Source organism: Nostoc sp. UHCC 0251 (genome assembly GCF_034932245.1).
GTDB lineage: Bacteria > Cyanobacteriota > Cyanobacteriia > Cyanobacteriales > Nostocaceae > Nostoc.
In genome coordinates this window covers 17,995-43,500 of record NZ_JAYGHD010000307.1, presented here as the reverse complement: position 1 = coordinate 43,500, position 25,506 = coordinate 17,995, and the positions used below count along the sequence as shown (strand labels likewise).

Sequence of the window (25,506 nt, the reverse complement as noted above, 5' to 3'; positions counted from 1 at the left end):
TCCTTGTAGAGACGTAGCAGTGCTACGTCTCTACATCCAGATTCATACTTTAATTGAGCAACGCCAGAAATCTAGATAGCACTTAAAGGTGTTAAGCTGTCGCGCCTACAAGTTGCATTATCATCTTTTAGATAAAACCTGCAAACCCTCTCCCCTGCTCCTCTGCCCCTCTGCTGCCTCAAAGTGCAAATTAAAAGCACAACAGCTTACACATTCATGAGCCAGCGCTGTAGAAGGGTTTCCTATTGCAGGCGACTGGCATTCCCACACCTAAAGGACGCAAAACCCTGAAATCCCAAAAAGATTTCAGGGTTTTGCTAGTGGGCTTTCTGCTGTAATAGTTGTAAAGCATTACCATTTAGGGGGTTTACGTGCAGACTAAGGGACAGATGAGGTAATAAAGTATGTGTAGATAAAACAGCAAGTATGTTGAGGAAAAAATCTGTATGACAAGCTACCAAGAAACTCTAACTAATAACGAATCCATTAATGAGCTAATTGCCGAGACGGCAAGCATTAACCATGTGGAGGTAATTGAAAATGTCATTGACTCTTTAGAACAAGATGATAGTGCGATGGTTAGCCACACTCCAGAGGGTGGTTATCTCTGGAAGTTTAAGTATGGAAGTGTGGAAGTATTTGTCCAACTCAACGGGACAACCGATGAAGACACCATAACGGTTTGGTCTGCGGTGCTAAACTTACCTGCCAAAGATGAACCTAAATTGATGCGGTATCTTTTGGAGTTAAACTGCTCTAGTACTTTTGAAGCGCGTTTTGGTATCATTGAAAACCGAGTAGTTGTGATATCAACACGCACCTTAGCAGAGTTATCTCCTGGCGAAGTGTCTCGGCTCATTACCATTGTGGCAACGATCGCTGATAATAACGATGAACCTTTACAATCTGAATTTGGTGCGACTTGACTAATCGCTTCGCTTCAGTTAGGAGTTATAAGTGCTGAGTTATCTAAACTTTTTAATTTATAACTCCTAACTCCTATACAGACGCGATTCATCGCGTCTCTCCCAACTATTGAATTCTAAAGTGTGGCGACTAATTCCTTTGTTAGAGACAGACGGCAATGTGCAGATGGCGATTGACCGCTGGTTGCTAGAACAGCACTATTCGGGAAAGCATCCGCCAACTCTGCGCTTTTATACCTGGTCGCCACCTGCCATTTCTCTAGGCTATCATCAACGCCAATATCCTGAATATTGGCAACATTTAACTTGGCAAGGGCAAAAACTGGATTTAGTGCGGCGTCCTAGTGGTGGACGGGCGGTGTTACACCAAGGTGATTTAACTTACGCTGTAGTCACATCTGGACTGACGGGTAATCGCCTCCAAGTGTACGAAAAAATTTGTGAGTTTTTGATTCAAGGGTGGCGATCGCTTGGCGTAGAATTACATTATGGTATGGCTGGGCGAGGTTACATCCACAACCCTAACTGTTTTGGCACAGCCACTAGTGCAGATTTAGTTTTGCCAGATGGTGGCAAACTCATTGGTAGCGCTCAATTGCGACGTAGTGGGGCAATTTTGCAACATGGTTCCATCCGTTTGCAACCGGATGCTGAACTGTTTGCTCAAGTCTTTGGTGCAGAATCTTTTACAACTGTACAACTGTCTCAAAATCTGAATATTGAAAAGATTATTGCAGCTTTAATTACCGCAGCTAGTGATTGTTTTGATATGCAAATAGAATTGCAGCCCCTCTCACAATCTGAGTGGGAGGAAATTTTGGCGCAACTCTAGGAACTGGGAGTTTATCTCCCACTAGGCTGCGTTAGCGATAGCGTAACGCTAAACGGCAAAAATTTTGGGTAATAGATGATCGAATTTTTAATCCACTTCGTAAAACAAAATACAGTTTGATTGCTGATAATGCTGTACTAGAAGTGACGCTAACCTAATCCTCAAATGCTCAATGCAAAAGATGAGCCTACTTTCACAAGAAACAAGTTTATAAAATATTTAAAATTATTTTCCCATTATTCTCAATAATTAAATAATATAAAAAAAGCTTTAGCTTCTGTTAATCACTCGCGTTTAACTGTCTACATAATCAATCGTTTAGTAATTTATTATCTGTATTGCAGATAACATAAATATTTATGACTCTACACAAAATTTTTACACAAACATCTAATTTATTGAGTAAATTAATACCCAGCATGAACTGGCTTTTGGTAATAACTAGCGTATTAGCAGTGCTAATAGCTACACTTTATCCATTTAATTTTGATTTTTCAGGTAATCTATCTATACAAGCAATTATTAGCAATTTTGATAATGCTAGTTCTTTTGAAGACCTAGTAAATAATATTTTACTATTTATGCCTTTAGGCTTTAGTTCCAATGCTTTATTGCAAAAGATAAATATAAAACCAATAAGAAAATTTTTCACACTAATAATCATCAGTACTAGTCTATCAGTGACAGTTGAAATTCTGCAAATGTTTCTGCCTTCAAGATCACCTACTCCTGCTGATATTATTAACAATACTATAGGTGGAATTTTAGGTGGAATTTGCTTTTATATATGGAATTCCCAAAGCTTTATATATATATTGTCTTCTGTAGAAAATAGTAGATTAAAAAACTCTACCAAAAAAATATCATTATTGTTTTTGGGATATATACTTCTGTCATTTATAGTTTTAATACCCTGGCAAATTACGACAAATCTAAGCAATTGGAATTTAGCTTATCCACTATTAATTGGTAATGAGAAAACAGGTGATAAACCTTGGCAGGGATATATTACGGAGATTCACATTGCGGATAAAGCATTTCCTGAAAATGAGGTTTCGCAATTTTTTGATGGTAAAAAATACTTAGATATTATTGGAGATCATTTAATAGCTTCTTATAAATTAAGCGATCAAAGAGGTTATCAGGATCGTACTGGACAACTTCCTGAACTTTTGTCGCAAGGGCACTTAACAAATATTCAAGATGGGAAAAGTGTTGCTTTAAGTTCGAGCTATTGGTTAAAAACAGGAAATCCTACTACCTTTTTGACTAAAAAAATACGTAAAACATCTCAATTTACAATAATTACTACTATTGCTACGGCTGATACAACTCAAACAGGCCCTGCACGGATAATCTCACTTTCATCTGGTATTCTTCGTCGCAATTTTACATTAGGACAGCAGGGAAACAACCTGGATTTACGGATACGAACACCGATTACTGGAGAAAATGCAACAGATATAAAATTAAGTATTCCTGATATTTTTATAGACACTAACTTCCATGATATTGTTATTACTTATTCTCAAGGTAATATCCAAGTTTATTTAGATAAATTGCAAAAGTTTTACTTTTTTAATTTATTACAATTAATCCCAAAAGACCAAAAAGCATTTTACTATGCGCTAACTTTTATCCCTTTAGGTGTTTGTTTAACTTTTCTAACTATTCTGGCAAATAAAAAGTTAATGTTTTATAGATTTCTGCTACTAACCGGAATATTATTACCTTCTTTAATAGTAGAAAGTACTTTGGTAATTGGTTCTGGCAAGAGTATCAGCTTGACAAACATATTATTTGGTATATTCTTTACAAGTGGTACTATGCTGATATTAAGATTACGGGCTTCGGCGTTGGTTAAAAAAGCAGCTTTAAAATGAACTTTCTGCTATACACTAATTCTTTTTTTAAATTTCAGTAGACTGAAAAGTTCTGCGATCGCTTCGGGCAGGGCGTAGCCCATCGATCCTACAATTAGGTAAGCTACACAGAGCGTTTCAGGCTTTTTATGGATCACTTCGAGCAGGGCGTAGCCCATCGCTAAAAAATAGGAGTTTAAAATCTTTTATAGTTTATTGCAAATTGTAACGACGCTGTGATATGCTTGCGTTACGTTATAAACGTCCAATTATTCAATAGTAAGCAGGTTCGGGTAATGTCGCAGGTAACGATCTCTTCGGTAGCTTTAAATAGTTGGGATTGTCCGCCTTAAGGTGCAGCCTGAGCATTGCAGTAATTAAAAGTATTTGCAACTATTCGTATAGGAAAATACGCGAATTATAGTTCAGCCTGGGGATTTAGGTGCTACTAGTTTGTGTGAGCTATTCACCTATTAAGCGTTTTGCATACTGTCTTACTCTCCAATCAGTATGAAATAATTACTAATTCGTAATTAAAAGAGAATAAGCAACCACGCCAATTAAGAATTTAGTCGTCTACTATGCGGGAACGCTATTCGTAAAATGTCCCGTAGGGAAGGCGAACAATCAGTGGAGGGATAGAGCAACCACTGATGCAATTATGTAGACGCAGAGCTATTTTCCTCAAGATATTACGATTATTAATTACAGAATCATATTGGCGAGTGGGCTATTTTGAGTGTGAATTACACACTAAGAATTTTAATTGGATTAAGACGCTAGGAGGCAACTTGAACGGAACAATTATAAGGAGAGAGTGGTTTTTTAATACTCAGCGAGATATTATGGCTGGGGCTGTGGTGGGATTGGCTTTGATTCCAGAAGCAATCGCCTTTTCGATCATTGCCGGGGTTGATCCCAAAGTTGGGCTGTATGCCTCATTTATTATTGCAGTCATGACGGCGTTTTTAGGAGGTAGACCGGGGTCAATTTCTGCCGCCACAGGAGCGATGGCTCTATTGATGATTGATTTAGTTAAAGATCATGGCTTGCAGTATTTATTCGCCGCCACCTTGTTAACTGGGGTCTTTCAAGTTTTCTTTGGGGTGCTAAAACTGGGCCGCCAAATGAGATTTGTACCCAGAGCAGTGATGATTGGTTATATCAATGCATTGGCGGTATTAATTTTTCTCGCCCAGTTGCCCCAGCTAACAAATGTGCCGCCGACTGTATATGTGTTAACTATCCTTTCCTTGGGGATTATTTATATTCTGCCGCGTTTTACCAAAGCAATCCCTTCTCCTTTGGTGGCGCTGGCGGTAATGACGATCGCAGCGATCACGCTCAAACTTGAGGTTCCAACTGTTGGGGATATGGGAGAGTTACCAACTGCGTTACCGAGTTTTGCTCTGCCTCAAGTACCGTTGACTCTGGAAACATTGCAGATTATTCTGCCTTATTCTTTGACATTAGCGATCGTTGGATTGTTGGCTTCATTCTTAACCGCTTCATTAGTGGATGAACTTACAGATACCCCCAGCGATAAAAATCAAGAAGCCAAAGGACAAGGCATTGCAAATATCGTTACTGCCTTTTTTGGAGGTATGGCAGGGTGTGGCATGATTGGCCAATCGGTAATTAATGTCCAGTCTGGCGGACGGGGGAGGCTGTCAACCCTTGCAGCCGGGGTTTTCCTGTTATTTGCCATTTTGTTTTTGCAAGATTGGGTCAAGCTTATGCCGATGGCGGCATTAGTAGCCGTGATGATTATGGTATCAATCGGTACATTTCGCTGGTCATCCTTAAAAAATTTTCCCCGCATCCCCCGCACTGAAACCGCCGTTATGTTAACGACGATGTTTGTGACAATTTTCACCCGTAATTTTGCCCTTGGCGTGGTGACAGGCATCGTTATGAGTACCGTATTTTTCTCTAACAAGATTGCCCAGTTGGTATTTGTGGATAAAGTGTTGAGCCAAGATGGTTTGCATCGCATCTACAAAGTAGCCGGACAAATTTTCTTTTTATCAAGAGATGAGTTTCTAGAGTTTTTTGATTTTACAGAACTGGTAGAGCGCGTCACCATTGATCTAACTCATGCTCACCTGTGGGATCAAGGGGCAGTCGAGGTACTCAATAGAGCAGTATTAAAATTTCGCCGCAATGGCGCAGAAGTAGAACTAATCGGATTGAATGAAGCTAGTGCTACCTTGCTGAATAAATTAACTACCTCTTAAAGTCTGATCCTCTCGGCTTTAGGAGTTTTGTTTTGTCACTCTTTATCTTTCAACCCTTTAATTATCATGGGCTAAAACCGTAATGAAAAATATTTTACTTTGTACCGATGGTTCAGATTTTGCGGAAAATGTTTATCGATATGGGGCTTGGTTTGCTCTGCGATTTAATGCTCAAATTCATGTTTTATTTGTCACTGATATTCGCAGCCAAAAAGTAGTATCCACTGGGAACTTAAGTGGTAGTATTGGGCTTGGAGCTTCAGAGAAATTGCTTAATGAATTAGTAAATTTGGAACATGAAAAAGCCAAGCTAAACAATCAAAGAGCAAGATTGATTTTACAAAACGCAGCTGCCACCCTAAGAGAAGAAGGCGTAGAAGGTTTTAACGTCAAAAATAAAACAGGCTTCTTGGTAGATTGTTTTCATGAATTTGAAGAAAATTCAGACTTAATTGTTTTAGGTAAACGGGGAGAAGCCGCAGATTTTGCATCGGGACATTTAGGGTCAAATGTAGAGCGAATTGTTCGTAGCACAAAAAAACCATGTTTAGTAACTCCGCGTGAATATAAACCTATTGAAAGAGTTTTAGTTGCTTATGACGGCAGTTTAACAGGGAAGAAAAAACTACAATTTTTAATAAACTCATCTTGCTTTCAACAATTAGAAATACATCTATTGAAAGTAATTAAAAATGAGACATATTCCAGAGCGCAAAGTAGAGTTAATGAAGCTAGACAGATTTTAGAATCAGCAGGTTTTAATATTATTTATAGTATTAGAGAAGGTGAAGCAGAAGAGGTTATTAAGAAATATATTAATGAGCAAAATATCGACCTTTTATTGATGGGAGCGTATGGACATAGCCGCATCCGTAATTTAGTAATTGGTAGTACGACAGTTCAAATACTCAGAAGTAGTAATATTCCTGTCTTGTTGTTCCGTTAAGAGGTTGTTAATCAAAGTGATTTTTCATGACTTTAGGTTTTCATTAATCTCCCTGAGTCCCCCTTAGATAGACGATTTAACATAAAATATCTTGTTTTTGGGAATATATAGAGTTCTAGAAATAGATTCTGACTCAATTGAGATGAATTAATTGCAATTGTTTAATAGAGGAAAACCTTTCATGCAAATAACCAATCAAATCCATTTCCGTAACCTCCAAGGAGATATCCTTGGCGGCTTAACGGCGGCAGTAGTTGCCTTACCTATGGCATTAGCATTTGGTATTGCTTCTGGTGCGGGTGCTTCTGCGGGGTTATGGGGAGCAATCTTAGTCGGATTTTTTGCCGCTTTATTTGGTGGTACACCCAGCCTGATTTCTGAACCAACAGGCCCGATGACAGTAATTGTCACCGCAGTCATTACCGGACTTACAACGAATAATCCTGAAAATGGTCTGGCAATGTCATTTACCGTCATCATGATGGCAGGAGTAGTTCAAATCATCTTTGGGGTATTGCGATTAGGGCGGTATATTACGATGTTGCCCTATAACGTGATTTCTGGATTTATGACAGGAATCGGCGTAATTTTGATTTTTATGCAATTATCACCATTTTTAGGGCAAGAAACTCCTAAAGGTGGTGTCATTGGTGTTATCCAAAATTTACCGACTCTCATCACTAATATCAATCCTTGGGAAACTTTTTTAGGGGCAATCACCTTAGCAATTCTTTTCTTTTACCCTTCTAAACTTAAATTTGTCTTTTAAACTCATGGCTACGCACATCGATACAAAGCTAATGTAAAAGTTAGATTTAACGATCTAACTACGCCATCGAAGTGTCTTTTCTTTAATTGGATTAACGAAAGAACGCCTCTGCATTTGAGAACACGCAAATTCTGCTTTCAATCTATAGTACCAACGAGCTTGAGCATCAGCATCTCCAACTAAAGTTAAGGGTGAATTATATTTCAAGCCGATTTGTTGTTTAAGCAAAATTTCTCTATCTTGATTGAGAAAACTGCGCGTAAACCACAACATCAATGGCTGAAGAATAGGAAACCAAGGTAAAGTTGTGTAGAAGATAGTTGTTTCCTCAGTTTCAGTTTCGGAAATGGGAGTAATTGCTGTTAAGTTACAGACTAGATGTTTCTCGGTAGACACCTTCTCAATCCGAATTCCTGGCAAACGAAATGAGATTTCGATTTGTGGATTACCTCCAAGCAACCGATAGAAAAATGTTTGTTGTTCTAGTGGATGCTTCCGCATGGTAAAGCCGTACAAAGATGGTTCAAAAGTTTTGACTGCCTCCTTGAGTGTTTGTGGAGAACGCCACCACCACGCCTGATGAACGAAAGCAATATGAGCAGGATCGATCAATCCGAATACAGCATGATCGACATCACAGGGAAAGCGGATAGATTCAACGGCTTGGTGAGTTTGGTCGGCAAATTCAGGGATTCGTGGGATGTCTTCTAGTACTAAGGAAGTCTCATCATTTGACATATAAATCCAGATATTTCCTTGCGCCTCTTGTATTGGATAACTTTTCGTTTCACTTCTTTTAGCAAAGACTTTTCCTGAGCGATCGCGACTAAAAACAATTAGCTCGTTCAAGAGGGTTTTTGAAAGTATTTGTCCAGGTTTTAGCTGCTTACTCGGTAATGCATAGTACCAAGTATTTCTTAAAAACAAAGGTATTTTAGCCATCTGAGAATTTGGGTGAAAGTAATTGTCAGCTGAGTTGATGCGGTTAAAAATTTGATGAGCTTACGCAAAGCTGCACTAACCCTTCTCTGTTGTGGGCGGTAAAGCAATTGGACTTAACTCCAACTCTGGATGTTCACTCATGATTTGATCTAAATTCCACTGGTTTTTAAACAATAATACCGGACGCTCCCAACGGTCTTTGACCACAAAGGTGTTGAACAAACGACCTACTTTTTCGAGAACATCCCAGCCTCCCGTAACCCATCGTGCTACTGAATAAGGTAAAGTCTCTAGGTAAGTCTCTACTCCATACTCATTAACGAGACGAAACTGCACCACTTCAAATTGAAGTTGACCCACAGCAGCTAAAATTGGGTTGCGTTTACTCTCATCTGTGGAGTGTAAAATCTGCACTGCTCCCTCTTCTTGCAGTTCTGTAACCCCTTTGTTGAAATTCTTATATTTGGTGGGATCTGCATTCTTCAGGTAAGCAAATAACTCAGGGGAAAAAGAAGGAATACTGGGGTACACCAGCTTTTCACCTATATATACAGTATCTCCGATCGCAAATGTCCCCGGATTATTTAACCCTACTACATCCCCTGGATATGCGACTTCCACGGTATCTCGTTCTTGAGCAAATAACTTCTGGGGATGGGATAGGCGAATAGTTTTACCTGTACGAGCATGGTTTACCACCATGTCTTTTTCAAACTTACCAGAGCAGACACGCAAAAAAGCAATGCGATCGCGGTGTTTCGGGTTCATGTTGGCTTGCAACTTGAACACGAACCCAGAAAATTCTGGATAAGTTGGCGCAATTTCACCCTTATTACTTTTGTGAGGAGTTGGCTTGAGTCCATATTCCAAAAATGACTCTAGAAATAACTCCACACCAAAGTTGTTCATAGCACTGCCAAAAAACACCGGGGTCATTTTACCTTGATGTACCGCTTCTAAGTCGAAGGTTGAACCTAACCCATCGAGAATTTCTATGTCTTCTTTGAGTTGGTAGTATAACTCTGGCTCTAAAAGTGACTCAATTCTCGGATCTTCTCAGGTCAGAGGAGTGAATTTTTCTTGGGCTACAGTGGCTCACGGCTCAAAGATACAAACTTGTTTCAAGGTCTTTTCATAATTATACAGGACTTACGCAACTGGCACAGTCCGAACTGACAAAACAGCGCAAGCGATCGATTTGCACCTGAATTTCTGATTATGCGTGGGGTTGACTGGATTTTGGACTGTAGGCGATTATCTCAGTTATTCCAGCAAACATGCAAGGCATTTTTTCTACATACCAATTAAAAAGCGCCTGGGAGTGTTACCGTGTTTCCACCCCAGACGCTTTTTATTTTTAACTTGCTCCTCACACAAGTAAATAGTATCACTGCTTCAATTAAAAGGCGAGTATATTGAGTGACACTTTCAAAACTGTACCGCCAATTTAAGCAATTACTGCTAAAAACACGTTGGGCATATATTTATCATACGTGTCAACTTAAGTTTAGAAGCTTACAGCGCCAGTCTTTTGGGTTTGCTCGACAATCCTATAAACTTTTGCTCCTCCTTTTTAAGGCAGGGCTGTTTCACGCCACAAGAATAAGAAGTTTGTCAATATCGTGAGAGATAAATCTTTGGGCAGTTGTGATGGAACTATAAATAACCATTTCGACGAAGTATATTGAGTGCAATCGCTCTGATGAGCAAAATGCTAATGGCGACCGCCGTGTTTTCCAAGTTTATCTAGAAACTCTGTTTCTTCGCGGTTAATGCTATTCCTTAGACAGACAGTAAATGCGAGCATTGCATCTATATTACTAAGCCACGAACTGAATCACACCCCATTGTCCATTGGTTAACCAAGAATGGTCAGATTTTGCTACTTTCTTAATAACCTCAGATTTTAAACCTACTGCTACTTCCGACTTCAGGGTGCGTAATGTACTATTGGTGTAGGGAAGTAGCAGACTATATCTGCAAAGCTGTGTCTAGACCAAGAAACCAGGTATCCGCTCAATAAATCGGGGCGAACTACCAGTTCAGGAACGAGTTTACGCCATTTGAGCCTTGTCACTGATCGATTTACCCCGAATTATTGAGCGGTTACGAAACCAGTCTAAGTAGATGCTGCATTTATTTGAACTACCTATCTAGGGTTTCTCCCCGCTGGCAGGGCTACTCATAGATGACACCTCTGCCAGCGAATATCTCTGAATCAAACTTATAACCGAGGGGATTGATATGGCAGACATTATTGGAGACAACAGGAATAACACTCTAATTGGCACGTTTGAGAATGACGCTATCCTTGGTCTGGGCGGTGATGATAACCTCTTTGGTCGGGGCGGCAATGATGACCTCTTGGGTGGGGCTGGCAATGACTCGCTTAATGGCGAGGATGGCAATGACCTTCTCAATGGTGAGGACGGCGAGAACACCCTGCTTGGTGGGTTCGGCGATGATGTCCTCCTTGGTGGAGTTGGCAATGACCTTCTCGATGGCGAGGAGGATGACGATCAGCTCCTTGGCAAAGGCGGTGACGACACCCTGCTTGGTGGGTTCGGTAATGATGCTTTCCTTGGTGGAGTTGGCAATGACCTTCTCGAAGGCGGGGACGGAAATGACCGACTCGCTGGAGAAGACGGTAACGACCAACTCTTTGGCGGGGAAGGGTTTGACACTCTCAATGGCGGGGCTGGCGATGACCAGATTGATGGCGAGGATGGCAATGACAGCTTGATTGGTCAGGTTGGCGATGATGTCCTCCTTGGCGGGGCTGGCAATGACCGACTCGAAGCAGGGGACGGGGATGACCAAATCTTTGGTGGGACTGGCAATGATACTGCTGACTATTCAAATACCACTGCTGGTGTCACCGTTAACCTAGCGACTGGAACTGCCAGTGGAGGGGCTGGGAATGATGTCCTATTTAATATCGAACAAGTCTTTGGTTCTGGTTTCAACGATTCCCTAACTGGCGGGCGCGGTAATGACACCCTCTTTGGTAGAGGTGGCAAGGACCTGCTTGATGGTGGAGTTGGCAATGACCTGCTTGATGGCGAGGAAGGCAACGATATTGTCCGTGGTGGGGCTGGCGATGACACCTTGCGTGGTGGGACTGGCAATAACCGACTCTTGGGTGGAGCTGGTGTTGATACTGCTGATTATTTCAGTGCCACTGCCGGAGTTACGATTAACCTTGCTACTGGAACCGCTACAGGGCAGGGCAGGAATGATGTCCTGTTGGAGATTGAAAGAATCGTTGGTTCTAGGTTCAATGACACCCTCTTTGGCGGAGCTGGCAATGACTTCTTCCTCAGTGGTGGGGACGGGAATGACTCTGTCAATGGTGGGGCTGGTAATGACCGCCTCTTTGGCGATAACGGCAATGACACCCTCCTTGGCGGGACTAACGACGACTTTATCAATGGCGGGAACGGCAATGACTCCCTGCTTGGCGGTAGCGGCATTGACATCCTGCTTGGTGGGGCTGGCAATGACCAACTCCAAGGTGGGGACGGGAGTGACACTCTCATTAGTAGAGAAGGTAATGATACCCTGCTAGGCGGCAGCGGCAATGACATTCTGCTTGGTGGAGACGGGGATGACCAACTCCTTGGTGGAGGCGGGGATGACCAACTCTTTGGTGGGACTGGCATTGATACTGCTGATTATTTAAATGCCACTGCCGGAGTCACCGTTGATCTTAGCACTGGAACTGCCAGTGGAGGAGATGGGAATGATGTCCTGTTCAATATCGAGCAAGTCTTTGGTTCTAGTTTTAACGACTTCCTGATTGGAGGAGGCAGCAGTGATACCCTCTTTGGCAGAGGCGGCAATGACACCTTGCTTGGTGGGGATGGCGATGACTTTCTTGATGGTCAGGAAGGTAATGACCTCATCTTGGGCGAGGATGGGAATGACAGCCTGTTTGGCGGGGCTGGCAATGACCAAATCGAAGGAGGAGAAGGCGATGACACCCTCCGTGGCGGGGTCGGCAATGACTCTCTCCTTGGAGGGCCTGGAAATGATGTTCTCATAGGCGTTGATACTAACGGTTCTGATTCTTTTGGATTAGGGGAGGTTGATACCCTAACTGGAGGGCCTGGAGAAGATCAGTTCTTACTTGGAGATGCTACTAATGTCTTTTATGACGATAACAACAGTGGAAGTAGTGGTTTTGCAGACTATGCTACCGTCCGTGGCTTCAACTCCAACGAGGATACAATCCAGATAAAAGGAACACTGGGAGACTATCGCTTGCAGACTGTGGGAGCCAATACAAGGGTATTTCTGGACAAATCAGGGGGAGAGCTAGATGAACTCGTTGGTGTTGTGCAAGCGTCGTCTCTGAGGCTTGATAGTGACGACTTCCTGTTCTACGAAGAAGAAGATGCTCGACAAGGGACAAACAACACACTAGCTACTGCTGAGGAGCTAGGTACTTTAACATCAGGTTCAGAAGTTAATACCTCTGCTCAACTGGCAACACTTCCAGGGAACAATCCTGATTTCGACTTTTTCACATTTTCTTTAGGTAACCCAGGAACTGTGACTATCAGCACGCCGAATTACAGTGGTACCTTTCCAGTTCTCGGCCTATTTAATAGTGCTGGGAACTTACAGAGTTCCAGTACTTCTCAATCAATCACCGCTTCACTAGGGGCAGGTACTTACTCCATCTCAGTAAGTGATTTTGATTACTTCCCTCAAAATGGCGGAACTTTCAGTTCTAGCTTTTTTGACCCTGGTTCTTATACGCTAGGAGTCACTGTAGCCTAAAGACAAATAGGACTAAGAAAATCGGAAACAGTTGCCAATTAAGACGTTTGCAGTTGTTTACGTAATTCTTGTCGAGGTTTTGTCTTGAAGGGGTAAGCTTTGGGGCGGCGTTTATGAACTCGTGGTTCCCTGCGTGCGGGACGGTCAGTAACGACTTTGTGAACGATAATTTTGATTGTTCTGCTCATCCATCATTACTATCCGCTCAATAAATCGGGGCGAACTACCAGTTCAGGAACGAGTTTACGCTATTTGAGCCTTGTCACTGAGCGATTTACCCCGGATTATTGAGCGGTTACCATCATTACTACCTTTTATTTGCGTAGGAACACATAAGGTAATTTCTAGCAAGAATTTAGGAGTCAGAATTCAGGAGTCAGAAAACTTAAAGCAATAGCAAGAGGGTGCAATACTATTTTCTTTTGACTTTTTGGCACAGAAATACTTAATGTTTGCAAGAATAAATTAGCCTAACCTTTTAAACATTTAAAACGAGTTAATCTTAGGACTAGTTGACAACAGGAAGTTTTGAAAGAGGTTGCCAGACGATAAGATGTGCGGATCATATCTAAGGCAGAGTATGGGACACGGAGTCGAAGTGGGCAGAACACGGGGAGATATAACCAGTAATAAGCCTTCTTCAAGTCATTCCACTTTGAGCAGGGTTCAAGATGTAAAAAATCTGAAATGTCTACAACTAATCCTCTACCTTTGTGCATCATAACATTACGCCCGTGAACATCATGAGGGTGGAGGGAGCAACGTCGGGCATAGTCAAGAGCTTCATCGATGTCTCTTATCACCTGCTTGGGAATCGGTAAACCTAAGTGCATACAATCGTACAAAGTTGTTCCATAAAGCCGTTTCAAAATTAGAAAGCTATCTTTGGCGTACAAACACTCAGAAAATGCCGGATGAGAACCTAGACGACGATAGACTTCTACTTCCTCTTCAAAGCCTGGTCGTCCTGGGGCATAAATTTTAACTACACACTCAGGGCAATCGGGGTGATAAACTACTGCGGCGTAATTTCCTTTACCAAGCAGCCGCCAGGGTTGTGGAAGATAGCTGACCTGAATGGGATTACGGGGATTGACACTTTCAATTTGTAATCTAGGCAGTAGTTGCTGATAAATGCTTTTGACTAACTGTTCTGGGAGCAATTTGTCCATACAGGATAAGTATCTGACACCAAAGAACAAGATAAACTACTTGATTGATCTCAACTATTACGGCAACAGTTGAAATTGAGCTTAATTTTGAAATGGCAATCCCTGCTATTATGATTCCCAAAAATAAAAGTGTGAGCGCTCACATCTGAAATCGCTTTTTAGCGCTGTAGCAATTTCTTTCCAATTGTCTGGATATACACCCTGACTCATGACGATGTATTTTTGCAATCTATAGTGACTTATCAATCAACAAAGCTTATCTTAAAATCGACTAAGTTAAAAGTATTGTTCCTATAAGAATTTTTCGCCAATGAACATAGATATTCTTCTAGCTTTCAGACCCGATGCCATTGCTGTTGTGAGGTGTAGATAGTTGAGTGCGGTTAAGATTGTTCTTTGCAAGAGTTCTAATGAATAGCATGAGTAACTTTGTAAAACCACCCGAAAGACAAAAAACGATGCGACTGCATGATAATCGTAGCCTTGTATGGTACGAATGGGGGCCTGTTGATGGTATTCCGGTTTTATTTTGCACTGGGGCTGGAATGAGCGGAACGCTCGGTTTTGGTATGAACTGTCTGGCAGAACTCGGCTTAAAACTGATTGCAATTGACCGTCCTGGCTTAGGTTTGTCTGACCCACACCCTAACAAAACCTTTGCTTCTTGGGTAGATGGATACTAATATACATAGGTTATATTGCAAAAATTTATCTTAGTGCCATTCTTCAACTTAAGTACAATTGTTAGAGATTACAACATCTATCAAAGGGTAGATGTTGTAATCTAACCTAAATGATAGTTTTTAAATGTTACATTTTACTGAATAAAACTTGCTTTCGATACAAATTCAGCAATATTTGTAAAGTTCTTTTAAAACTTGCATAAATCTTAAATTAAACTCTGAGAAATCTTCAGAAGGCATTCTTTACTCGCTCCCCAGTGAGTAGTGTAAGAGCTTGCCTTTGGCGAGTACTGAATTCCAAAGAGACACGCCGGAGGCGATCAGGTCATCAGATCTTAACTTTTTAGATGTTGTTAGCGCTGATTCCATCTTTAACTGGCTTTTGAGCCAAATTAATGATCGCGCAGAACACTACCTTTACAAGGGAGTTATGGGCTTTTGCCTTAAAAAATAGGTACTGATAATTTATGAATCAGCACAAGCCAAAACGTAATCGTGGCGTTATACTGACTCGTGAAGGCTGGCAAAAGTTTCAGAGGGCGAAACTTGAAGCGGAACTTCGAGAGAAATCTGGCTCTAAGTATAGCCTGGAAGAAATAAGTGAACGCGCTGGATTAACTTCAAATACACTCGCCAAGATACTTGCTAACCAAGAAGGAGTTGATAAACGAACACTTGTTTATTTATTCATGGCATTTAACTTAGAGCTAAGTTCCCAGGACTATTCCAAGTTAAATCTTGATTTAGCAATACTTCAAGACTTGAACTTTCCGAAGCGAGTTGATTGGGGAGAGATGGTAGATGTATCTCTTTTTTATGGACGCACAGCTGAACTAGCTCTTTTGGAGCAATGGCTTATCCAAGAACGCTGTCGAGTAGTGGCGCTGTTGGGAATGGGAGGAATCGGTAAAACCTCTCTGGCTGCCAAGTTAGCACAAAAAGTTCAAGGATGTTTTGACTACGTTATTTGGCGATCGCTCTACAATGCTCCCTCACCTCTTGACCTTTTAGCTAACTTAATTCAATTTCTATCTAACGAGGAGATTTTAGAAACTGACTTACCAAAAAGTGTAGACGGCAGAATATCACAACTAATTAAATATTTGCAACAACACCATTGTCTTATCGTCCTTGATAATGTTGAGACTATTTTGCAAACAGGCACTTATGCTGGATGCTATCGAGAAGGCTATGAGGATTATAGCCTTCTCATCAGACGGTTGGGAAAAGTTCCTTATAATAGCTGCTTATTGCTGACTTCTCGCGAAAAACCCAAAGACGTGGCGTTAGAAGAAGGACAAGCATTGCCTGTTCGTTCATTACAACTTAGAGGTTTGAAAGAGGAAGAAGGAAAAAAACTTTTTCATCTCAAAGGTCTGTCTGGAGAAGAGTCCAATGAGAAAGTACTGATTGAGCGTTATTCTGGTAATCCATTGGCTTTGAAGATAGTTGCAACGACTATTCAAGATGTTTTTAATGGGAATATTTCTGAATTTTTAAACCAAAAATCCGGAGTTTTTGGCGATATACATGCTGTTTTAGAGCAGCAGTTTGAGCGCTTATCTAATTTAGAGCATGTGGTAATGTATTGGCTGGCAATTAATTGCCAGTCAATTACACTCTACGAATTGCAAGATGATTTCATGTCATTAGTAACATCAAACAAATTATTAGAAGCTTTAGAGTCTCTGGTAAGGCGAAATTTGATTGACAAGTTTCAGTCAACGCTAAGTGAAAAAAGTGGCTTCCTCTTCACATTACATCCTGTACTAATGGAGTATGTGACTAGCAAAGTAATTAAACAAACTTCTCAAGAGATTGCAAGCCAGGAATTTGTCCTTCTCAAGTATTATGCTTTGAGTAAAGCTCAGTCCAAAGACTACATTAGAGAAGCTCAAATACGTTTACTTATCAAACCAGTTATAGATGAACTTCTCACTATTTTTAAAACTACAAGCAACTTAGAAAATCATTTGAATGAAATTCTAGTAAAGCTGCGAGGAGGATCTATACTAGAAATTGGATATACCAGCGGAAATATCTTCAACTTACTTTGTCAGCTAAAAAGCGATTTAAGAGGTTATGATTTTTCTAACCTAAGCATTTGGCAAGTAGATATGCGAAGTGTAAATTTACCTCAAGTGAATTTACAAAATACTAATCTATCGAAATCGGTTTTTACTAAAAACTTCAATAGAATTTCTGCGGTAACATTCAGCCCTAATGGAAAAGTGTTAGCGACGAGTGACGCAAATGGCAAGATTTGCTTGTGGCGAGACTTTGCTGAAAGCGAACATCTTTTGACCTGTTTAGGACATATTGATTGGGTTGGAGCGATCGCCTTCAGTCCGAATAGTAGCACTCTTTGCAGTGGGGGTACTGACCAGAATATAAAATTGTGGGATGTTAACACAGGTGGATGCCTGAAAAATTTAACGGGACATCCTGAGGGGGTACGAACTGTTGCCTTTAGTCCTGAAGGTAATATTCTAGCTTCTGGCAGCGATGATCAAACAGTACGTTTATGGAGTGTCATCACTGGTCAATGCTACAAAATTTTACCGGAACATACTGGTCCAGTATTATCAGTCATTTTTAATGTAAAAGGTAATATTTTAGCCAGCGCTAGTAGTGATAAAAGTGTGAAGTTATGGAATTTTCTAACAGGAGAATGCGTCAAAACTTTGCAGGGACATACCAGTTCGGTTTGGTCAATTGCTTTTAGTCCAGATGGTCAAACCTTGGTTAGTGGTGGTGATGACCACACTGTGAAACTCTGGAATATCTCGGATGGTAAGTGCTTCAGAACTTGCCAAGGACATAGTGATAGGATTAGGTCTGTCGCCTATGCTCCTAGAGGTAATATCGTAGCTAGTGCCAGTGATGACCAAACTGTAAAGCTTTGGAATATTAGTACAGGAGAATGTGTCAAAACTTTCCAGGGACATACAAGTTCGGTTTGGTCAATTGCTTTTAGTCCGGATGGTCAAACCTTGGTTAGTGGTGGTGACGACCAAACTGTAAGGTTCTGGGATGTTTGCACAGGTCAAGCCTTAAGAATCTTGCAAGGATACAGTAACGGGGTGTGGTCTGTTGCTTTTGCTCCTAATGGTCAGACCATAATTAGCAGTAGTGATGACCAAACTATAAAGCTGTGGGATGTTGCGGATGGAAAGTCCTACAAAACTTTGCGGGGACACTCTAATCGAGTCCGAACCGTTGCCTTCAGTCCTCAAAGTAATATCTTGGCAAGTGGCAGTTATGATCATCTCGTAAGGCTGTGGGATAGTGGCACCTACCAATGCTGCAATATCTTACGAGGGCATACCGGCTGGGTAAAGTCAGTTGCCTTTGCTCCTGGAGGTAAGATTCTGGCCAGTGGCAGTGATGACAAAACTGTGAGGCTATGGGACGTCAACACTGGTAAAGTCTTGAATATCTTGGAACATAGTCATGGAATATGGTCTGTTGCTTTCAGTCCTGAAGGTAAGATTCTGGCCAGTGGCAGTGATGACCAAACAGTTAAGCTCTGGAATATTAGCACAGGTGAATGTCTCAAAACTATGTTAGGGCATACAAGTTGGGTATTGTCTGTGGCTTTTAGTCCTGAAGGTAATATTCTGGCCAGTAGCAGTAAAGATAAAACAGTGAAGCTCTGGGATGTTAGCACCGGCAAATGTCTCAAAACTATGTTGGGACACACAAGTTGGGTATTGTCTGTTGCTTTTAGTCCTGAAGGTAAACTCTTGGCTAGCAGTAGCGTAGATCAAACTATCAGGTTGTGGGATATCCAATCTGGTCAATGTATTAAAACTTTACATGGCCATACCCACTGGATCAGGTCAGTTGCCTTTAGTCCAGATAGTCAAACCCTGGTAAGTGGTAGCGAAGATGAAACTGTTAAATTATGGGATGTTTTGACAGGTGAGTGCCTAAAAACTTTAATAAACGAAAGACCTTACGAGGGAATGAATATTACTGGTGTTACAGGTTTAACTCAAGCAACTCTTGCTTCTTTAAAAGTTCTAGGAGCAATTGAGAATTAATCTCCTTAGTTTTACTTCGCTTCTATTTTGTTTTGAGCTTGGAGAGAAGAGGTGATTTTTAATCAGGAGAGTTTTGATTTTAGTCGTTGCATTGAAGTAGAAGGCAGCTAAGTTGGATGTAAAAGCTACTCATCAACCTGATTTCACTGATTGGTATTTTATCGGGAAAGGCAGAGGGCAGGAGGCTCAGTTGGCAGAAGGGAATTCTGACTTGTGTCAAGAAGCCCGTGACAATCATGGAACAAGGGTTTAAGACCCCCACCAAATTTTCAATTTGGTGGACTCAATTAAGTACGGTGTTGAATCCCCTACAAAACATTGAACCTTCTCGCAAGGGGAGACGCGAAGCGCGATCTGCCTTCTGCCCTCTGCCTCCTGCCTTCTTCAAGTTTAATTATATCTACTTAATTATATAAAAATTCTAAATAAAATATGGGCATGATAGTTATCAACTATTTTTTCACAACTTAAATAGTTTTGCTGTAAAAAATTACAAAATGTTGAAAAATTTTTAAACTATAGCGTATTTGACTTTCATCATTTGTGGGTTTAATCACCTATGTGGAAGATTTAGCTATGAAAAATTAGATGTGGAATAATTTCCTTTTAGCTATGGGTTTCCAAACTTCTGGACAACTTGAGTTACTGTCTAAACATTTTTAAGTGAGCATACCATCTTTCAAATTAGATCGCTCTTTGTTCGCTACATTTTCTCACAATGCTCCTCCCAAATTATTTTCTCATTCAATGTAAACTTAATTATTAAATTAACAGCATTGTTTCGGGGTATTGTCATTGACTTTTAATGAATTTTCAAGTATTATCCTATAGAAGCTACTAATTACAAACATGAGTCTAAAGTTAGAGATATAGTATGATATTTACTCTCGTGAGAGTAAATATCTGCTAACTTACCTAATGGATATTTATTTAGATGAATCAACTTTTAGCTTGCTCATAATAAATTTGTTGCTAAATAATGATTGGACAGACAAAAAGCATTTTTTTTAAAGCTTTTGATTAGCAAAATCGGATTTTAAAAATATTTGTCATGACTGGTTTTTACCAATCATTCATCTTATTTAGCAACAAATATAAATTATTAACAATCCCCTTCTATACACGCAAGCAGTAGGAGCTTATTACTCCAAATAAAATTCTTGTTAAAAAATTATGAAACCGGAGAAACTCAAACGCAATCGTGGATTTATACTGACTCGCGAAGGCTGGCAAAAGCTTCAGAATGCCAAACTTGAGTGGGAATTTAGAGAAAACAATGGCTCCAAGTGTACTCTAGAAGAATTAAGTGAACAGATTGGGATTACTAGTGTCACTTTTAGGAAAGTACTCACTCGTGAAGCCAAGGTTGACAAACGGACGCTTGTTAGTTTGTTTATGATGTTTAATCTAGAACTAGATCAAAACGATTATATAAGCCCAGACTCTGATTTAAAGGGGCAAGAAGACTTGAAAAACCCCAAACGTGTTGATTGGGGAGAGATGGTGGATGTATCTGTTTTCTATGGACGTACAGCCGAGCTGGCTCTGTTAGAGGAATGGCTCATCCAAGAACGCTGTCGAGTGATGGCGCTGTTGGGAATGGGAGGAATCGGTAAAACCTCTCTGGCTGCCAAGTTAGCACAAAAGGTTCAAGGATGCTTTGAGTACGTTATTTGGCGATCGCTCTACAATGCTCCCCCACTTTTTGACCTTTTAGCTAACTTAATTCAATTTTTATCTAATGAGGAGATTTTAGAAACTGACTTACCAAAAAGTGTAGATGGTAGAATATCACAACTAATTAAATATTTGCAACAACAGCGCTGTCTCATCATCTTAGATAATGTTGAGACTATTTTGCAAACAGGCGCTTATGCTGGATGCTATCGAGAAGGCTATGAGGATTATGGCTTACTGATAAAACGGCTAGGGCAAGTTATTCATCGAAGCTCTTTAGTGCTGACTTCCCGAGAAAAACCTAAAGACGTAGCTTCATTGACAGGAGAAGCGCTGGCTGTACGCTCATTACAACTCAGTGGTTTAGAAGTAGTAGCAGGGCAGAAAATCTTTGAAGCCAAGGGTTTTTCTGGCTCAGAGTCAGAATTACCAAGGGTAGTTGAGCGTTATGCAGGCAATGCCCTAGCTTTGAAGATAGTGGCGACAACGATACAAGATGTTTTTGATGGTAATGTTGCTCAATTTCTGCAACATTACACGGCTGTTTTTGGCAGCATTCGGGATCTGCTAGACCAGCAGTTTTCACGTTTGGCAAATTTAGAGAAAGATATAATGTACTGGCTAGCAATCAATCGTGAGCCAGTTTCGCTATCAGAAATACGAGGAGATATCGTATCACCAATACCAGCAGAAAAATTACTGGAGGCTTTGGAATCTTTGGTAAGGCGCTCCTTGGTTGAAAAAAGCACAGCACTCTTCACGCTACAACCTGTAGTCATGGAGTATGTGACTCAGCAATTGATAGAGCAAGTTTGTGAGGAAATTGTTACTCAAAATATTAATTTGTTTAGGTGTCATACTTTGATGAAGGCAACGGCGAAAGACTATGTTAGGGAGACTCAAATTCGGCTCATCATTGAGCCAGTTATAGATGGGTTATTCGCTGTTTTGAGAAGCAAAAAAAACCTTGAAAATCAGCTAATCCAAATTCTAGCAAGCCTACGAGAGACATCACCGCTAGAACAAAGTTATACAGCTGGGAATATTCTCAATTTGCTTTGTCATTTAGAGACTGATATCAGTGGCTATGATTTTTCTAATCTGAGTATTTGGCAAGCAGACTTGCGGTCTTTTAAATTGCACGATGTAAATTTCCAAAACGCCAATTTTAATAAGTCTATTTTTGCTGAAACCTTCGGCGGCGTGCTGTCAGTAGCATTTAGTCCTAATGGCAAACTTTTAGCTATAGGTGATACTAATGGTGAGATTCACTTGCGGCAGCTTGCAGATGGCATACAAGTCCTCATCTGTAAAGGACATAGTAGCTGGGTTATATCACTTGCTTTTAGTCCAGATGGTAAAACTCTTGCCAGCAGCAGTGGTGATTACACTTTGAAGTTGTGGGATATTGATACAGGTCAATGCCTGCAAACTTTGCAAGGACATGAGCAAGAGGTTTGGTCAGTTGCTTTTAGTCCAGATGGTACTACGCTAGCGAGTGCCAGTGATGACCAGATGGTGAAATTATGGAATATTAGTACTGGAAAATGTCTCAAAACCTTGCAGGGACACACAAGTTGGGTACACTCGGTTGCTTTTAGCTCAGATGGACAGATGCTAGTAAGTGGTAGTGATGACCATACTGTGAAGTTATGGAATATCAACACAGGTGAATGCCTTAAAACGTTCCAAGGACATTGTGATGGAATACGGTCGATTGCTGTTAGTCCAGATGGACAGATGCTAGCAAGTAGCAGTGAAGACCATACGGTGAAGTTATGGAATCTTAGTACTGGGAAATGTCTCAAAACTTTGCAGGGACATTCCAATGAAATATATTCAGTTGCCTTTAGTCCCCAAAGCAATCTGCTGGCTAGTGGCAGTCATGACCGAACTGTGAAGTTATGGGATATCAGTACTGGTGAATGCCTCAGAACCTTTCAGGGACATTCCAGTTGGGTATATTCAGTTGCCTTTAGTCCACAGGGCGAACTCCTGGCTAGTGGCAGTTATGATCAAACGGCAAGGTTATGGAGTGTTCACACTGGTCAATGCTTCAAAACATTTAAAGGGTATACTGATCAAATACTCTCAGTTGCCTTTAGTCCGGATGGGCAAATGCTGGCTAGTGGTAGTCACGACTCTTCAGTAAGGCTGTGGAATGTCAGCACAGGTCAAGTCTTGAGAAATTTTCAGGGGCATGGTGCAGCCGTCTGGTCAGTTGCTTTCTGTCCTGATGGTCAAACACTCGCTAGTGGCAGTGAAGATCAAACAGTCAGGTTGTGGAATGCCAGCACAGGTCAAGCCTTAGAAACTTTTCAGGGACATCGTGCTCTAGTCTGGTCAGTTGCTTTCTCTCCTGATGGTCAAACACTTGCTAGTGGCAGTGAAGATCAAACAGTCAGGTTGTGGGATGTCAATACTGGTAAAATTTTGAGGATTCTTGAGGGACATCATGCAGCAGTTTGGTCAGTTGCCTTTAGTTTACAGGGCGGTCTCTTGGCTAGCGGCAGTCATGACCAGACGGTAAAGTTATGGGATGTTAGTAGTGGTAATTGTAAAAGAATATTGGAAGGGCATAAGGCTTGGGTTTGGTCAGTTGCATTCAGTCCAGATGGCAAATTACTGGCAAGTACTAGCCCTGATAAAACAATCAGATTGTGGAATGTTCACACTAATGAATGCGTTAAAGTTTTGCAGGTAGATACAGGTTGGTTACAGTTAGCTGCTTTTAGTCCAGATAGTAGGATACTAGCTTGTTGCAACCAAGATTTCACTGTTCAATTATGGGATGTTAGTATGGGACGATGCCTCAGAACTTTGCAAGGACATACAGGCAGGGTTTGGTCAATTGCTTTTAATCCTGATAATCGAACTTTGGCTAGCAGTGGTGAGGATGAGACTATTAGGCTATGGGATATAACAACAGGTAATTGCTCAAAAACGCTCAAAGCAGAGAAACCTTATGAGCAAATGAATATTAAAAAAGTTACAGGTCTAAATACAGCGACTATTGCTACATTGAAATTATTAGGAGCAGTTGCTTAAAAAAGCTTATCGTACCCATCCATGAGAGGTTAAGATAAAGCATATTTTGTCAATCAGTTACAATACTCAAAATAGGTTTATTGATAATGATAATCGTATATGTAATAGGGTATGAAACCCACATTCCGCAGTTTAGTTAAGAACAATACTGCTGCCAATTTACGAGGGTTAAACACCTGTAGAAAGGGGATGAATACGTCCTAAAGCAGTAAGCTTGACAAAAATTTGGGTTAATAAAATAGGCTCAGGTTTTTCCCTAAGCATTTTTAACATTTCACGGACATATCGAAGTCAAAAAAATAGAAATCAAAGAGAAACGTGGACGTGGACTCCACGAGGGCTAGTGACATTCGCCATGTGTTCTAACTGAGAAATACGGCTGTAGGTAGGAAGTCAATATTTTTTTGGTTTCGATGAGAACTCGATCTTGAAAATCACGATCGCGCGTCAGTGAGAGAATTTCTAGAGCACTTGCGACCTCAACAACTATCATTGCCAGCAAATCTCTCTGACTTGGATTTAACGAAGGATTACGGACTCCAAAAAAAGCTGCCAGTTGTTGTGCGATTTCCAGGTTCAAGGCCGTATCCATAGCAATAACCTCTGTAGAGACAAGACGAGATTGAACAAATACAACTCGAAAGGCAGGATTTGCGGCAACAAACTGATCGAAGACATCGACTACTTGGCTGACGTAAGTGTCGAGGTTCCATTGGGTACTTTCTTCAGTATGAAGTGCTGTAAATATTTCTCTTAGCTGATCTATATAGCGATTGGCTAAAGCGTGGAATATAGCTAACTTATCTGGAAAAAAACGATATAGTCCACCAACAGAAGTTTTTGCACGCGCTGCGATTTCATCAGTGGTTGTAGATTCAAAGCCTACTTCTGCAAATAACTCAGCCGCCGCGTTCAGAATCCGGTTAAACCGCTCCCGACTACGTGCTTGTTGTGGTAGGCGTCGCAGTTGTTCTGGATGAAAAACTTCAGTCATAATTCAAATCTAGGTTGACAAACGCGAGGTTAATCTCGTATTTTATAAATGTGAGGTTAACCTCGCTTTCTAGTTTATCGCATTTTTAATGGAGAGTACCATGCAAAGTACAACTCAATTCCCTACGAGTGAAAGTTCTAACAAGCAAGTCTCCTACAGATTCTTTATCTTTCTTGGTTTTTTAATCTGGTTAACTGCGACTGTGATTCTGCGGTTGTGGGGACAGGTAATCCTTATCCCCGATAACAACCTCGTCATGGGACTTAATTTTCTGTGGTCGCTATTGTTCTTACCACTGATAGTTTATGGCGTTATTCGTTGGCAAAATGTCAAGCCTCAACAGCGAATTAATGTTGCTCTTTGTTTAGGAATTCCAGGAATGCTGCTTGATGTGCCAACAACATACTTCTTTCCACAGGCATTCCCTAATATGTCTGTAGCAGTAGATAGACTTTATGGAGGATGGTTACTTTGGGGTTATGCGATCGTCTTCTTAACAGGGGTAATTTCTAGTCTCAAACGTAATTCGCAAAAAGTCTAACAGCCAAATGAATAGTGCTGAGTTACAAGTGCGGTAAATTTTCAAA

At 40.8% G+C, this 25,506-nt stretch carries 15 protein-coding genes and 2 pseudogenes; 12 read left to right on the top strand and 5 right to left on the bottom strand.

What is annotated here, in order from left to right; translation table 11 throughout:
* Positions 1-446 precede the first annotated feature (446 nt).
* The 6 genes and pseudogenes from VB740_RS23975 to VB740_RS23950 all read left to right on the top strand — a co-directional run.
* Entirely contained in the window at positions 447-926 is a 480-nt protein-coding gene (locus tag VB740_RS23975) for a YbjN domain-containing protein (RefSeq protein ID WP_323202378.1), read from the top strand.
* A gap of 166 nt (positions 927-1,092) precedes the next feature.
* On the top strand, positions 1,093-1,758 hold the full coding sequence (locus VB740_RS23970) for a biotin/lipoate A/B protein ligase family protein (RefSeq protein WP_323202380.1): 666 nt from the start codon (positions 1,093-1,095) through the stop codon (positions 1,756-1,758).
* A 359-nt stretch (positions 1,759-2,117) separates the two neighbouring features.
* The gene (locus VB740_RS23965) at positions 2,118-3,641 is read left to right on the top strand and encodes a VanZ family protein (RefSeq protein WP_323202377.1); all 1,524 of its coding nucleotides are present in this window, start codon (positions 2,118-2,120) and stop codon (positions 3,639-3,641) included.
* 824 nt (positions 3,642-4,465) lie between these two features.
* Positions 4,466-5,857 carry a SulP family inorganic anion transporter gene (locus VB740_RS23960; RefSeq protein WP_323202379.1) on the top strand — a complete coding sequence of 464 codons (1,392 nt, stop codon included), beginning with the start codon at positions 4,466-4,468 and terminating at the stop codon, positions 5,855-5,857.
* Positions 5,858-5,939: 82 nt separating this feature from the next.
* Positions 5,940-6,803 carry a universal stress protein gene (locus tag VB740_RS23955; protein WP_323202376.1) on the top strand — a complete coding sequence of 288 codons (864 nt, stop codon included), beginning with the start codon at positions 5,940-5,942 and terminating at the stop codon, positions 6,801-6,803.
* A gap of 181 nt (positions 6,804-6,984) precedes the next feature.
* Positions 6,985-7,560 (top strand): annotated as a pseudogene (locus VB740_RS23950) (SulP family inorganic anion transporter); the annotation flags it as partial.
* Between the two features lie 66 nt (positions 7,561-7,626).
* Here VB740_RS23950 and VB740_RS23945 read toward each other — a convergent pair.
* Both VB740_RS23945 and VB740_RS23940 read right to left on the bottom strand, forming a co-directional pair.
* The gene (locus VB740_RS23945; protein ID WP_323202375.1) at positions 7,627-8,514 is read right to left on the bottom strand and encodes an aromatic ring-hydroxylating dioxygenase subunit alpha; all 888 of its coding nucleotides are present in this window, start codon (positions 8,512-8,514) and stop codon (positions 7,627-7,629) included.
* A 75-nt stretch (positions 8,515-8,589) separates the two neighbouring features.
* Positions 8,590-9,567 (bottom strand): annotated as a pseudogene (locus VB740_RS23940) (peptide chain release factor 3); the annotation flags it as partial.
* A gap of 1,191 nt (positions 9,568-10,758) precedes the next feature.
* Here VB740_RS23940 and VB740_RS23935 point away from each other — a divergent pair.
* Entirely contained in the window at positions 10,759-13,299 is a 2,541-nt protein-coding gene (locus VB740_RS23935) for a calcium-binding protein (protein WP_323202374.1), read from the top strand.
* A gap of 38 nt (positions 13,300-13,337) precedes the next feature.
* On the opposite strand, the gene VB740_RS23930 is transcribed toward VB740_RS23935, so the two are convergent.
* Both VB740_RS23930 and VB740_RS23925 read right to left on the bottom strand, forming a co-directional pair.
* The gene (locus tag VB740_RS23930) at positions 13,338-13,487 is read right to left on the bottom strand and encodes a hypothetical protein (RefSeq protein ID WP_323202373.1); all 150 of its coding nucleotides are present in this window, start codon (positions 13,485-13,487) and stop codon (positions 13,338-13,340) included.
* Between the two features lie 282 nt (positions 13,488-13,769).
* Positions 13,770-14,471, bottom strand: a complete 702-nt coding sequence (locus VB740_RS23925; RefSeq protein ID WP_323202372.1) for a serine/threonine protein kinase — start codon at positions 14,469-14,471, stop codon at positions 13,770-13,772.
* 419 nt (positions 14,472-14,890) lie between these two features.
* On the opposite strand from VB740_RS23925, the gene VB740_RS23920 reads away from it, so the two are divergent.
* From VB740_RS23920 to VB740_RS23905, 4 genes are all read left to right on the top strand, one after another.
* The gene (locus VB740_RS23920) at positions 14,891-15,154 is read left to right on the top strand and encodes a hypothetical protein (RefSeq protein WP_323202371.1); all 264 of its coding nucleotides are present in this window, start codon (positions 14,891-14,893) and stop codon (positions 15,152-15,154) included.
* Between the two features lie 467 nt (positions 15,155-15,621).
* On the top strand, positions 15,622-19,200 hold the full coding sequence (locus tag VB740_RS23915; RefSeq protein ID WP_323202370.1) for an NB-ARC domain-containing protein: 3,579 nt from the start codon (positions 15,622-15,624) through the stop codon (positions 19,198-19,200).
* A gap of 112 nt (positions 19,201-19,312) precedes the next feature.
* Positions 19,313-19,453, top strand: a complete 141-nt coding sequence (locus tag VB740_RS23910) for a hypothetical protein (RefSeq protein WP_323202369.1) — start codon at positions 19,313-19,315, stop codon at positions 19,451-19,453.
* Between the two features lie 920 nt (positions 19,454-20,373).
* Positions 20,374-23,925 carry an NACHT and WD40 repeat domain-containing protein gene (locus tag VB740_RS23905; RefSeq protein ID WP_323202368.1) on the top strand — a complete coding sequence of 1,184 codons (3,552 nt, stop codon included), beginning with the start codon at positions 20,374-20,376 and terminating at the stop codon, positions 23,923-23,925.
* A 340-nt stretch (positions 23,926-24,265) separates the two neighbouring features.
* Here the strand turns inward: VB740_RS23905 and VB740_RS23900 are convergent, their stop codons facing one another.
* Positions 24,266-24,919, bottom strand: a complete 654-nt coding sequence (locus VB740_RS23900; protein ID WP_323202367.1) for a TetR/AcrR family transcriptional regulator — start codon at positions 24,917-24,919, stop codon at positions 24,266-24,268.
* A 100-nt stretch (positions 24,920-25,019) separates the two neighbouring features.
* Between VB740_RS23900 and VB740_RS23895 the strand changes: the two genes are divergently transcribed.
* Positions 25,020-25,460 (top strand): DUF5367 domain-containing protein, encoded by a 441-nt coding sequence (locus VB740_RS23895; protein ID WP_323202366.1) that lies wholly within the window; start codon positions 25,020-25,022, stop codon positions 25,458-25,460.
* Positions 25,461-25,506 lie beyond the last annotated feature (46 nt).